Below are 12,036 nucleotides of genomic sequence, written 5' to 3' on the forward strand. Positions count from 1 at the left end.
CCCGGCGGCCCGAGCGGCGACGGCGGGCCGGCCGGACCCGCGCGGCCCGGCCCTGGGCCTACGCTGAACGTATGAGCAAGCACAGCGGACGCGGGCGCGTCGCGGGCCTACCGGAATGGGACCGCTGCGCGGTCATGGGAGTGGTGAACGTCACCCCCGACTCCTTCTCCGACGGCGGCCGCTTCTTCGACACCACGGCCGCCGTCAAGCACGGCCTGGACCTGGTCGGCGAGGGAGCCGACCTGGTCGACGTCGGCGGCGAGTCCACCCGCCCGGGCGCCACCCGCGTCGACGAGGCCGAGGAACTCAGGCGCGTCGTCCCGGTGGTGCGCGGTCTCGCCTCCGAGGGTGTCACCGTGTCCGTCGACACCATGCGCGCCTCCGTCGCCGAGCAGGCCCTCGCCGCCGGTGCCGTCCTCGTCAACGACGTCAGCGGCGGCCTCGCCGACCCCGCGATGATCCCGGTCGTCGCCGCGGCGGGCGCCCCCTTCGTCGTCATGCACTGGCGCGGCTTCCTGGAGGGCGGCAACGTCAGGGGCGCGTACGAGGACGTGGTCGCCGAGGTCGTCGACGAACTGCGCGCGCGTGTGGACGCCGTCCTGGCGGGCGGCATCGCCCCCGACCGCGTCGTCGTCGACCCCGGCCTCGGTTTCTCCAAGGACGCCGGACACGACCTCACCCTGCTGGCCCACCTCGACCGCCTGCTCGGCCTCGGGCACCCGCTGCTCGTCGCCGCCTCCCGCAAGCGGTTCCTGGGGCGCGTGCTCGCCGGGCCCGAGGGCGCACCGCCGCCCGCGCGGGAGCGCGACGCCGCCACGGCCGCCGTGTCGGCGCTCGCGGCCGCGGCCGGCGCCTGGGCGGTGCGCGTGCACGAGGTGCGCGCGACCGCGGACGCGGTACGGGTCGCGCGCGCCGTGGAGGGGGCGCGTTCCACGACCAGTGCGCCAGGCGCCGACGACACACACCCGGCGCGTACATCGGAACACCCGCCCGGCGCGGGCACCGCGAGCGGGGCGCGGCCCTCGACGGGTGCGCCTGGCTCAGGCACCGCGAGCGGGGCGCGAACCTCCGAGCGGGCGCCTGGCGCGCACTCTCCCGCGCCGGGCGCCGGCTCCCCCGAGGGAGCCCGGTGAGCGCCCCCCACACCGACGTCGAACAGGTCGAGGCGGCCAACACGGCCTTCTACGAGGCGCTGGAGCGCGGTGACTTCGAGGAGCTCGCCTCGCTCTGGCTCACCCCGGCCGACCTCGGTGTCGACGAGGAGTACCACGACCCCGCCGACACCGGCGTCATCTCCTGCGTACATCCGGGCTGGCCGGTGCTCACCGGCCGCGGCGAGGTCCTGCGGTCGTACGCGCTGATCATGGCGAACACCGACTACATCCAGTTCTTCCTCACCGACGTGCACGTCTCCGTCACCGGCGACACCTCCGTGGTGACCTGCACGGAGAACATCCTCAGCGGCGGCCCGGCCCCCGAGGAGGGCGACGAGCTCGGACCGCTCGTGGGCCAGCTCGTGGTCGCCACGAACGTCTTCCGCCGCACCGCCGACGGCTGGAAGCTGTGGTCCCACCACGCCTCGCCGGTCATGGCCGAGAACGACGAGGACGAGGAGGAGGAAACCCCCTCCTGAGCGGGCGGGCGGGAGCCCGGAGCAAGAAGTGGTTGGAATCACGGCGCCCTGGGTATGGGCGGCTACCGACCCGTGAGCCGCCGGGTTCCCCCGGGAGAACACGCGATGAAGACTCCTGGCCCCGGCACAGTCCCGCGCCCCCGCGGCCCGGCCCTGTCAGTGCCCGCAGGTAGATTCGTTCACAGCCGGTGTGCCGCCCGCACGCGGTACGGACCGGCCGGTCACCGACGATTGCAGGAGTGATTCGCGTGGATCGTGTCGCGCTGCGCGGCCTGAAGGCCCGCGGGCACCACGGTGTGTTCCCCGAGGAGCGGGAGGAGGGCCAGACCTTCGTCGTGGACCTCGTCCTCGGCCTGGACACCCGCCCGGCCGCCGCCGACGACGACCTGGCGAAGACCGTGCACTACGGCATCGTGGCGGAGGAGGTCGTGGCCGTCGTCCAGGGCGAGCCGGTCAACCTCATCGAGACGCTCGCCGAGCGCATCGCCCACGTCTGCCTGCGGCACGACGGGGTCCAGGAGGTCGAGGTCTGCGTCCACAAACCGAACGCGCCGATCACGGTGCCCTTCGACGACGTGACCGTCACCATCACCCGGAGCCGAGTATGAGCGCGTCCTTCGCCAACGGTCACAGCGACCCGACCGTCCAGCCGGTGCCCGCCTCCGTGGTGCAGCAGGTGGACGCCGCCGACACCACCCTCCACAACCCCAAACGCGCCGTGATCTCCCTCGGCTCGAACCTCGGCAACCGCCTGGAGACCCTCCAGGGCGCCGTCGACGCCCTGGAGGACACTCCCGGCGTCCGCGTCAAGGCGGTCTCCCCCGTCTACGAGACGGAGCCGTGGGGCGTCGAGCCGGGCAGCCAGCCGTCGTATTTCAACGCCGTCGTGGTCCTCAAGACCACCCTCCCCCCGTCCTCCCTGCTGGAGCGGGCCCACGCGGTCGAGGAGGCCTTCCACCGGGTACGGGACGAACGCTGGGGCGCCCGCACCCTCGACGTCGACATCGTCGCCTACGACGGCGTGCTCTCCGACGACCCGCACCTCACCCTGCCCCACCCGCGCGCCCACGAACGCGCCTTCGTGCTGGCCCCCTGGCACGACGTGGAGCCCGACGCCCAGCTGCCCGGCCGCGGCACGGTCGCCGGCCTCCTCGACGCCGTCACGCGCGAAGGCGTCGCCCCCCGCGAGGACCTGGAACTTCACCTGCCCGAATAGCCGTTAAGGTCAAGACGAGCCCGGACGAGCACAGTCCGGGACCGGTCCGGGGGAGCTGAAGGGACACCGTGAAAGAGCTGCGCATCAGGATGCTGGTCGGCGTCTTCGTCGTGGCCGGGGTTCTGTCCTGGGCCGGTGCCCGCCTCTGGAACTCGGTGGGGACCCTGCCCAGCGTCCCGCTGGCCGCGCCGATCGTGCTGGCCCTGATCGCCGTCGTCCTGCTCGCCACCGCGCTGTCGCTCCGCGCCCGCCTCAGGGCCCAGCGCGAACGCCGGCCCGAGGCCAAGGGCGTGGACCCGCTGATGGCGGCCCGCGCGGTCGTCTTCGGCCAGTCCAGCGCCCTGGTCGCCGCCCTCGTCGCCGGCATGTACGGCGGCACGGGCGTCTTCCTCCTGGAACTCCTGGACATCCCCGCCCGCCGCGACCAGGCCGTCTACGCCGGCTTCTCCGTCGTCGCGGGCATCGCTGTCGTGGCCGCCGCCCTGTTCCTGGAGCGCGTCTGCAGACTCCCGGAGGACGACGAGCACAACGGCACGGGAGCGGCCCCGGCGCGGTGACGGGCGCGGCGTGACGGGGCGGAGCCTCAGCACACCATGATCAGCCCGAGCGCGCCGTGACCGGGCTCAGCGCGCCATGATCAGGCTCATCGCCTCGTTGCGGGTGGCGGGATCGCGCAGCTGGCCGCGAACCGCCGACGTTATGGTCTTCGCCCCGGGCTTGCGGACGCCCCGCATCGACATGCACATGTGCTCGCACTCGACGACGACGATGACGCCCCGCGGCTCCAGTATCTGCATCAGCGAGTCGGCGACCTGCGTGGTGAGACGTTCCTGCACCTGGGGCCGACGGGCGTAGACGTCCACGAGACGCGCCAGCTTCGACAGGCCCGTGATCTTGCCGTCGGCGGACGGGATGTACCCGACATGGGCGACGCCGACGAACGGCACGAGGTGGTGCTCGCACGAGCTCAGCACCTCGATGTCCTTCACGAGCACCATCTCGTCGTGTCCCAGGTCGAACGTGGTGGTCAGCACGTCCTCGGGCTTCTGCCACAGGCCCGCGAAGATCTCCTTGTACGCCCGCGCCACCCGCGCCGGCGTCTCCCTCAGCCCCTCGCGGTCGGGGTCCTCGCCGACGGCGAGGAGGAGTTCACGCACGGCGTTCTCGGCGCGCTTCTCGTCGAACTCGCCGATCGCGCACTCGCCGTCGTCCAGCGTCACGGGGTCGGTCATGTGGTGCCTCGTTCCTGTGCGGGTCGCGCGCGGGGCCACGCGCCTCGTCTGCGTGCATACCAAAGGAAATGCCGCGCCCCCCAAGGCTAGAACCTTGGGGGGCGCGGCATCCATTCCGGGCCCGGTGGGGGCCGTCGAGGTGCCCGATCAGGTCTCGGGGCGCTCCTCGGGGGCCGGCTCGGTGACCGGGGAGTGCTCCGTCGCCGTCGACTTGGCGGTGGAGATCGCCGGGGTCGTGCCGTTGGCACCGTTGGTCAGTGCGAGCTCCTTGGGGGAGAGCACCGGCGGGCGGGTGGACGGCGTGCGCCGCGAGGAACCGGTCCAGGCGGGCCGCGGCGGGCGCTTGACGATGGTGGCGAAGATCTCGGCGATCTCCTCCTTGCCCAGCGTCTCCTTCTCCAGCAGCTGCAGCACCAGGTTGTCGAGGACGTCGCGGTTCTCGACCAGGATCTCCCAGGCCTCGTTGTGCGCGTTCTCGATGAGCTTCTTGACTTCCTCGTCGACCAGCGCGGCGACCTCTTCCGAGTAGTCGCGCTGGTGAGCCATCTCACGGCCGAGGAACGGCTCGGTGTTGTCGCCGCCGAACTTGATCGCGCCGAGACGCTCGGTCATGCCGTACTGCGTGACCATCGCGCGAGCGGTGGCCGTGGCCTTCTCGATGTCGTTCGCCGCGCCCGTGGTCGGGTCGTGGAAGACGAGCTCCTCGGCCGCGCGGCCGCCCAGCATGTAGGCCAGCTGGTCCAGCATCTCGTTGCGGGTCGTGGAGTACTTGTCCTCGTCCGGGAGCACCATCGTGTAGCCGAGGGCCCGGCCGCGGGACAGGATGGTGATCTTGTGAACCGGGTCGGAGTTGGGCGAGGCCGCCGCGACCAGGGCGTGTCCGCCCTCGTGGTACGCGGTGATCTTCTTCTCCTTGTCCGACATGATCCGGGTCCGCTTCTGCGGGCCCGCCACCACCCGGTCGATCGCCTCGTCCAGCATGGCGTTGTCGATCAGCTTCTTGTCGCTGCGGGCCGTCAGCAGCGCCGCCTCGTTCAGCACGTTCGACAGGTCCGCGCCGGTGAAGCCCGGCGTACGGCGGGCGACGGCGGCGAGGTCGACGTCCGGGGCGACCGGCTTGCCCTTCTGGTGGACCTTGAGGATCTCCAGACGGCCCTGCAGGTCCGGCGGGTCGACCGCGATCTGGCGGTCGAACCGGCCGGGCCGCAGGAGGGCCGGGTCGAGGATGTCGGGCCGGTTCGTGGCGGCGATGAGGATCACACCGCCCTTGACGTCGAAGCCGTCCATCTCGACGAGCAGCTGGTTCAGCGTCTGCTCGCGCTCGTCGTGACCGCCGCCGAGGCCGGCGCCGCGGTGGCGGCCGACCGCGTCGATCTCGTCGACGAAGACGATCGCCGGGGCGTTCGCCTTGGCCTGCTCGAACAGGTCGCGGACGCGGGAGGCGCCGACGCCGACGAACATCTCGACGAAGTCGGAACCGGAGATCGAGTAGAAGGGCACCCCGGCCTCGCCGGCGACGGCGCGCGCGAGGAGCGTCTTGCCGGTGCCGGGACGGCCGTACAGCAGCACGCCCTTGGGGATCTTGGCGCCGACGGCCTGGAACTTGGCCGGTTCCTGCAGGAACTCCTTGATCTCCTGAAGCTCCTCGACGGCCTCGTCACAGCCCGCGACGTCCGAGAACGTCGTCTTCGGGGTGTCCTTGGTGATGAGCTTGGCCTTCGACTTGCCGAAGTTCATCACCCGGGAGCCGCCGCCCTGCATCTGATTCATCAGGAACAGGAAGACGACCACGATGAGGACGAAGGGGAGCAGGGAGAGCAGGATGTTGAGGAACGGGTTCTGCTTGGACGGCGACACCGTGTAGCCGTCCGGGATCTGCTTGTCCTGGTACTTGGTCTGCAGCGTGTTGGCGATGGTCACGCCCTGGTCGCCGATGTAGCTCGCCTGGATCTTCGAGCTGCCCTTGACCTTTTCGCCGTCCTTGAGCTGGACCTTGATGGTCTGCTCGTCACCGGTGGTCAGCTTGGCCGATTCCACCTTGTTGGCGTTGATCGCTGCGACGACCTGGCCGGTGTCCACCGTCTTGTAGCCGCCGGACGAGCCGACGACCTGCATCAACACGACCACGGCAAGGACGGCCAGCACGATCCACATGACCGGCCCACGGAAGTATCGCTTCACGTCCATCCACACGGAGCGGTGCCGCCCCGTCCCTCCTGCCATAGTGAGTTTGATAAGACAGTTCTTCTGACGGTACCCCAGCATTGTCGTGCGAAGCCGCACGGGACGACTGGCTGACCCGTCTGGTTGCTTCAACGGCGAGGAACCCCGTGGGGTTCCCGACCGTCTCCGGAAGACTGGCCCGTACGGGCTCAGCCGCCGTAGACGTGGGGCGCGAGCGTACCGACGAACGGGAGGTTGCGGTACTTCTCGGCGTAGTCGAGGCCGTAGCCCACGACGAACTCGTTGGGGATGTCGAAACCGACCCATTCCACGTCGATGGCGACCTTGGCGGCCTCCGGCTTGCGCAGCAGCGTGCAGACCTTCAGGGAGGCCGGTTCGCGCGAGCCGAGGTTGGAGATCAGCCAGGACAGGGTCAGGCCGGAGTCGATGATGTCCTCGACGATCAGGACGTGCTTGCCCTTGATGTCGGTGTCGAGGTCCTTGAGGATCCGCACGACACCGGAGGACTGAGTGCCCGCGCCGTACGACGACACGGCCATCCAGTCCATGGTGACGGGGGTGGACAGCGCCCGGGCCAGGTCGGCCATGACCATCACCGCGCCCTTGAGGACACCGACGATGAGCAGGTCCTTGCCCGCGTACTCCACGTCGATCTTCGCGGCCAGCTCAGCCAGCTTCGCGTCGATCTCTTCCTTGGTGATGAGTACCTGCTGGAGGTCGGCACCCATGTCTTTCGCGTCCACCCGCATCACTTTCGGTCGGTTGATCCCACCGGCTGCACCCCCCTGCGAGGGGTGAGGATTCAGCCTTGCCGAATCACCAGTCTGCCACCCTGCCGCCGGGCGACGACTTTGCCGGGGAGGTTGATGGCTCCCTGGCCGCGCCAGCCGGTGATCAGCCGGTCGACCTCTTCGATGTGGCCGGCGAACAGCGACCCCGCGGGCGAGCCGGCCTCGATGACGGCCCGGCGCAGGACACGGCGGCGCACGGCGGAGGGCAGCGCGAAGAGCTTGGCGCACTCCAGGAGGCCCGCGGCGTCGCGGACGGTGGCGTCGGCCTGCCCGGCCCAGGCGTCCAGCGCGTCGGCGTCGTCGCGGGAGAGCCGGGCCGTGCGGGCGAGGGCCTCGACGACGCCCTTGCCGAGCGCCTTCTCGAGGGCGGGCAGGCCCTCGTGGCGCAGCCGGGAGCGAGTGTAGGCGGGGTCGGTGTTGTGCGGGTCGTCCCAGACGGGCAGGGACTGGACCATGCAGGCCTTGCGGGCGGTCTGCCGGTCGAGCGCCAGGAAGGGACGGCGGTAACGGCCGCCGGCCCCCGAGACCGCGGCCATTCCGGACAGGGAGCGGATGCCGGAGCCGCGGGCGAGGCCCAGCAGGACGGTTTCAGCTTGATCATCGCGGGTGTGGCCGAGCAGGACGGCGGCGGCGCCGTGGCGTTCGGCGGCGGCGTCGAGGGCGGCGTACCGGGCGTCGCGGGCGGCGGCTTCCGGTCCGCCCTCGCGGCCGACGGTCACGGCGACGGACTCGGCCGGCGTGAGACCGAGGCCGGTCAGACGCAGCACGACCTCGGCGGCGCGCAGGTCGGAGCCGGGCTGCAGACCGTGGTCGACGGTGACGCCGCCGGCCCGGACGCCGAGCTTGGGGGCCTCGAACGCGAGGGCCGAGGCGAGGGCCATGGAGTCGGCGCCGCCGGAGCACGCGACGAGCACGAGCGGCGTCGGCAGCGGCTCGTCCGGGGTGTCGCCGGGGGCGCGGCTGTGTTCATTGAGGATGTCGTGGAGGACGCGGCGGACCGCCAGGCGTATCGCCGCGACCGCAGGATGGGGACCCATGTCCGGTTCCCTTCATGAAGTTGTCGGGGGTGAGCCCCGAGCCCGGTCACTCAGAGTGTGTAGATGGTGACAGAACCGGGGCGTTACCCGAGCATTGCACGCCTACCCCTGGCTCACGGTCCCTCGGACGGGTGATTGGAGGGGCGTCCTTCTGCCGTCGGCCGGTTTCTTCTCGCTACCTTCCCAGGGCGTTCACGGAGTTCCGGGTTTGGCCGTGGTTCCGGGTCTTCACGGGGTTCCGGGTTCGCCCGGGGCTCCCGTCCCTCGCGTCACTGATCCGCCTTGCGGTGCACCCGCGTGACCCAGTCCGCCGGGGCGGCGATCTCCGCCTTGGTGGGCAGGGTGTTGGGCGAGGTCCACACGCGGTTGAAGCCCTCCACGCCGACCTGGTCGACGACGGCCCGCACGAAGCGTTCGCCGTTCCGGTACTGCCGGAGTTTGGCGTCCAGCCCCAGCAGCTTGCGCAGGGCCATGTCCAGCCGGGAGGCGCCCTTGTCGCGGCGCTGCTGGAACTTCTCGCGGATCTCCGCGACGGTCGGCACGACGTCCGGGCCGACCCCGTCCATCACGAAGTCGGCGTGGCCCTCCAGCAGGGACATCACGGCGGTGAGGCGGCCGAGGATCTCGCGCTGGGCCGGGGTCTGGACGAGTTCCACGAAGGACCGTCCGCCGTCGTCCTCCTCGCCCTCGGGGCGGCCGCCGACGAGCGACTGGGCGGCGTCCCGGACGCGTTCCAGGACCGTCACCGGGTCGACGTCGGTCTCGGCCAGGAACGACTGGATCTCGCCCTCGAGGTGGTCCCGCAGCCACGGCACCGCGCTGAACTGCGTGCGGTGCGTCTCCTCGTGCAGGCACACCCACAGGCGGAAGTCGTGCGGCTCGACGTCGAGTTCGCGTTCGACGTGGACGATGTTGGGGGCCACGAGCAGCAGCCGTCCGCCACTGTTCTCGCCGGCGGGCAGCTCGCGGGTGGACGGGGCGAAGGTCTCGTACTGGCCGAGGACGCGGGAGGCCAGGAAGGACAGCAGCATCCCGAGTTCGACCCCGGTGACCTTGCCGCCGACGGCGCCGAGGACCGCGCCCGCCGGATTGTTGCCGCGCCGCGCCTGCATCTTGTCGAGCAGCGGTTTGAGGATCTCCCGGAACCCGGCGACGTTCGCCCGGACCCAGCCGGGCCGGTCGACGACCAGGACGGGCGTGTCGTGGATCTCCCCGGTGCCCATCCGGGTGAACGCCCGGACGTGCTCCTCCGAGGACTTGGCGTGCCGGCGCAGTTCCGCGACGACGGCCCGGGCCTCGTCGCGGCTGACGTCGGGGCCCGGCCGTACGAGCCGGGTCGCGGTCGCCACCGCGAGGTTCCAGTCGACCATCCCAGAAGAAGCAGCACCACCGATGCTCGTCATGCGTCAACCGTACGTGAGCGTCCCCGTCGCGGGCAGGGCGCGGAGGCGCGGGGGCGGCCCGCCGGTGCGCCCGGCGTCGAAGGCGACGGAGGCGCGGGGACGGCCCGCCCGGGCGCCCCCGCCGTCAGCGGCAGCCGCAGGCCGCCAGCGCCGTGGCCGTCCGGTCGAGGGCCGTCTGGGCCGCCGTCGCGCTGACCGTGTCCGAGGCGAGGAACGCGAAGGCCAGCAGGCGGCCGTCGCGGTCGACGACGGTCCCGGCGAGGGTGTTCACGCCGGTCAGCGTGCCCGTCTTGGCCCGTACGACGCCTGCCGCGCCGTCCGTGTAGCGGCTGCTCAGGGTGCCGGTGAAGCCGGCCACGGGCAGGCCGGTGAGGACCGGGCGCAGTTCCGGGCGGCCGGTGTCGCCCGCCTCGGCCAGGAGGGCGGTGAGCAGGCCGGCGGTGAGACGGTCGGCGCGGTCCAGGCCGCTGCCGTCGTGGAAGGCGGCCTGGCCGACCGGCAGGCCGAGGGCCTTGAGCCGGGCGGCGATCGCGGCGCCGCCGCCGTCGAAGCTCGCCGGGCGGCCCGTCGCGACGGCCGTCTGGCGGGCCAGGGCCTCGGCGATGTCGTTGTCGCTGTTGGTCAGCATGCGCTCGACCAGGGCGGAGAGCGGGGGCGAGGAGACGGCGGCGAGGTTCTCGGCGCGGTTGGTGGCCTTGGACGGTCCGGCGGAGGTGGTCTTGATGCCGTGGTCCTCCAGGAGGGCGCCGAAGGTGCGGGCCGCGTCCGCCGCGGGATCCGCGACGCGGGGGGCGGGGCCGCTGGAGGAGTCGTCGGTGCGGCCCTCGTCGGCCATCAGGGCGGTGACGCGGGCGAGGTTGTCGTTGACGCCGATCGGGTGGAGTTCGGGGCCGGTGTACAGGCTGGTGTCGTAGGAGAGGGTGACGCGGTGGACGTCGCGCTTCTTCAGGGCCGCGGCCGTCTTCCCGGCGAGCGTGCGCAGGCTCGCCCAGCCTCCGGGGTCGCCGCCACGGGCGGTCAGGGTGGGGTCGCCGCCGCCGACCAGGACGAGTTCCCCGGTGTCGGGTTCCAGGGCGGTGCGGGTGGTGAGGCGGTGGTCGGCGCCCATCGCGGACAGGGCGGCGACGGCGGTGGCGATCTTCGTGGTGGAGGCGGGGGTGAGGGCGTCGTCGGCGCCGGCGCCGTAGAGGCGCTCGCCGGTGGCGACGTCGACGACCGCGGCGCCGTGGCGGCGGCCGAGCGCCGGGTCGCTCAGGAGCGGGTCCAGGACCGCGGCGAGGGCCTTCGCGGGCGGGGCGGCCTCGGTGGTGCCGGTGGCGCCGCCGAGGCCGGTCAGGACGGCGGCGGCGCTGGCGGCGGGGCGGGGCGCCCCGTCGGCCGCACCGAGCGATCCGGATCCATCGGATGAACCGGACGAACCGGTGCGACGCCCGTGATCTGCGCCACCCGTGCGCTCCAGGGCGACTGCCCGGTCCCGCTCGGCCGTACGCTGACCGGTGGAGTCCCACGGGCCCGCGGCGGTCACCACCGCGGCAGTCAGCGCCAGACCGGCGGTGGCGGCGCCCGCGGTGTACTGCCAGGTCTTGCCGGTCCCCGGCCTCGTGACCCGGGCGAGCTGCGGTCGCGCAGCGTCCGCGGCCCGCGCGAGACGTGGCCGCACGGCGTCCGCGGCCCGTGCCAGACGTGGCCGCACGGCATCCGCGGCCCGCGCGAGACGTGGACGTACGGTGTCCGTCGCCCGTGCCAGACGCGGTCGTACGGTCCCGGCGGCCCGTGCCAGACGGGGGCGTACGGCACCCGCGATCCGCGCCACATGCGGTCTCGCGGCCCGCCAAGGCCTCAGTTCGGGCACGACCACCAGCCCCTTTCGCGATCACACACCTGCGTGAGGGACACTTAACCACCAGAACTATGTGCTGATCATGGAGGAACCACCGGTGGAGTTCGACGTCACGATCGAGATTCCGAAGGGTTCGCGGAACAAGTACGAGGTGGACCACGAGACCGGTCGGATCCGCCTGGACCGTCGACTCTTCACCTCGACCGCCTACCCGACCGACTACGGCTTCGTCGAGAACACCCTCGGCGAGGACGGCGACCCGCTGGACGCGCTGGTCATCCTGGACGAGCCGACCTTCCCGGGCTGCCTCATCCGCTGCCGCGCGATCGGCATGTTCCGCATGACGGACGAGGCCGGCGGCGACGACAAGCTGCTGTGCGTGCCGTCGACGGACCCGCGCGTGGAGCACCTGCGTGACATCCACCACGTCTCCGAGTTCGACCGCCTGGAGATCCAGCACTTCTTCGAGGTCTACAAGGACCTCGAGCCCGGCAAGTCGGTGGAGGGCGCCAACTGGGTCGGCCGGACCGACGCCGAGGCCGAGATCGAGCGGTCCTACAAGCGCTTCAAGGAGCAGGGCGGTCACTGAGACTCGCTCCGCAGGACCGGGCCGCACGCGCGCGCGTGATCTCGTCGTCCGGGTCGAGACCGAAGTGGTCGTAGGAGTGGAAGACGAGCTTGCCGGAGAAGGAGTTGCCCT

The 12,036-nt window shown here is 71.9% G+C and carries 12 protein-coding genes; 6 read left to right on the top strand and 6 right to left on the bottom strand.

What is annotated here, in order from left to right; all coding sequences use genetic code 11:
* Positions 1 to 71 precede the first annotated feature (71 nt).
* The 5 genes from folP (at position 72) to VKA29_RS12830 (ending at position 3,406) form a co-directional block, all read left to right on the top strand.
* Entirely contained in the window at positions 72 to 1,133 is a 1,062-nt protein-coding gene (gene folP / locus VKA29_RS12810) for a dihydropteroate synthase (RefSeq protein ID WP_324785567.1), read from the top strand.
* Positions 1,130 to 1,633 (top strand): nuclear transport factor 2 family protein, encoded by a 504-nt coding sequence (locus VKA29_RS12815; RefSeq protein ID WP_324785568.1) that lies wholly within the window; start codon positions 1,130 to 1,132, stop codon positions 1,631 to 1,633. Before folP ends, VKA29_RS12815 begins: the two co-directional genes overlap by 4 nt.
* Before the next feature lie 248 nt (positions 1,634 to 1,881).
* Positions 1,882 to 2,241 (top strand): dihydroneopterin aldolase, encoded by a 360-nt coding sequence (gene folB, locus VKA29_RS12820; protein ID WP_324785569.1) that lies wholly within the window; start codon positions 1,882 to 1,884, stop codon positions 2,239 to 2,241.
* Positions 2,238 to 2,849 carry a 2-amino-4-hydroxy-6-hydroxymethyldihydropteridine diphosphokinase gene (folK, locus tag VKA29_RS12825; protein WP_324785570.1) on the top strand — a complete coding sequence of 204 codons (612 nt, stop codon included), beginning with the start codon at positions 2,238 to 2,240 and terminating at the stop codon, positions 2,847 to 2,849. The genes folB and folK overlap by 4 nt, the downstream gene beginning before the upstream one ends.
* Positions 2,850 to 2,917: 68 nt before the next feature.
* Entirely contained in the window at positions 2,918 to 3,406 is a 489-nt protein-coding gene (locus VKA29_RS12830; RefSeq protein WP_324785571.1) for a DUF3180 domain-containing protein, read from the top strand.
* 66 nt (positions 3,407 to 3,472) lie between these two features.
* Here the strand turns inward: VKA29_RS12830 and folE are convergent, their stop codons facing one another.
* The 6 genes from folE to dacB all read right to left on the bottom strand — a co-directional run bounded on the left by folE (position 3,473) and on the right by dacB (position 11,354).
* Complete coding sequence (folE, locus tag VKA29_RS12835) at positions 3,473 to 4,081, bottom strand: GTP cyclohydrolase I FolE (RefSeq protein WP_324785573.1); 609 nt, start codon at positions 4,079 to 4,081, stop codon at positions 3,473 to 3,475.
* Between the two features lie 147 nt (positions 4,082 to 4,228).
* A complete protein-coding gene (gene ftsH / locus VKA29_RS12840) occupies positions 4,229 to 6,268 on the bottom strand; it encodes an ATP-dependent zinc metalloprotease FtsH (RefSeq protein ID WP_324785584.1) in 2,040 nt (679 codons plus the stop codon).
* Between the two features lie 185 nt (positions 6,269 to 6,453).
* Positions 6,454 to 7,014 carry a hypoxanthine phosphoribosyltransferase gene (gene hpt / locus VKA29_RS12845; RefSeq protein WP_324785585.1) on the bottom strand — a complete coding sequence of 187 codons (561 nt, stop codon included), beginning with the start codon at positions 7,012 to 7,014 and terminating at the stop codon, positions 6,454 to 6,456.
* Between the two features lie 53 nt (positions 7,015 to 7,067).
* On the bottom strand, positions 7,068 to 8,093 hold the full coding sequence (tilS, locus tag VKA29_RS12850) for a tRNA lysidine(34) synthetase TilS (RefSeq protein ID WP_324785575.1): 1,026 nt from the start codon (positions 8,091 to 8,093) through the stop codon (positions 7,068 to 7,070).
* A 269-nt stretch (positions 8,094 to 8,362) separates the two neighbouring features.
* On the bottom strand, positions 8,363 to 9,496 hold the full coding sequence (locus VKA29_RS12855; protein WP_324785577.1) for a zinc-dependent metalloprotease: 1,134 nt from the start codon (positions 9,494 to 9,496) through the stop codon (positions 8,363 to 8,365).
* 124 nt (positions 9,497 to 9,620) lie between these two features.
* Complete coding sequence (gene dacB, locus VKA29_RS12860; protein WP_324785578.1) at positions 9,621 to 11,354, bottom strand: D-alanyl-D-alanine carboxypeptidase/D-alanyl-D-alanine-endopeptidase; 1,734 nt, start codon at positions 11,352 to 11,354, stop codon at positions 9,621 to 9,623.
* Between the two features lie 79 nt (positions 11,355 to 11,433).
* Here dacB and VKA29_RS12865 point away from each other — a divergent pair, with 79 nt between their 5' ends.
* Positions 11,434 to 11,925, top strand: coding sequence for an inorganic diphosphatase (locus VKA29_RS12865; protein WP_029394330.1), 492 nt, complete (start codon positions 11,434 to 11,436; stop codon positions 11,923 to 11,925).
* Positions 11,926 to 12,036 lie beyond the last annotated feature (111 nt).

Origin of the sequence: Streptomyces sp. H51 (assembly GCF_035656535.1) — a bacterium.
Lineage (GTDB): Bacteria > Actinomycetota > Actinomycetes > Streptomycetales > Streptomycetaceae > Streptomyces.

Bases quoted from the DNA above. Each gene is read 5' to 3' on its own strand.
- folP (WP_324785567.1), top strand. From the start codon at position 72: ATGAGCAAGCACAGCGGACGCGGGCGCGTCGCGGGCCTACCGGAATGG.
- folK (WP_324785570.1), top strand. From the start codon at position 2,238: ATGAGCGCGTCCTTCGCCAACGGTCACAGCGACCCGACCGTCCAGCCG.
- folE (WP_324785573.1), bottom strand. From the start codon at position 4,081: ATGACCGACCCCGTGACGCTGGACGACGGCGAGTGCGCGATCGGCGAG.
- ftsH (WP_324785584.1), bottom strand. From the start codon at position 6,268: ATGGACGTGAAGCGATACTTCCGTGGGCCGGTCATGTGGATCGTGCTG.
- hpt (WP_324785585.1), bottom strand. From the start codon at position 7,014: ATGCGGGTGGACGCGAAAGACATGGGTGCCGACCTCCAGCAGGTACTC.
- tilS (WP_324785575.1), bottom strand. From the start codon at position 8,093: ATGGGTCCCCATCCTGCGGTCGCGGCGATACGCCTGGCGGTCCGCCGC.
- VKA29_RS12855 (WP_324785577.1), bottom strand. From the start codon at position 9,496: ATGACGAGCATCGGTGGTGCTGCTTCTTCTGGGATGGTCGACTGGAAC.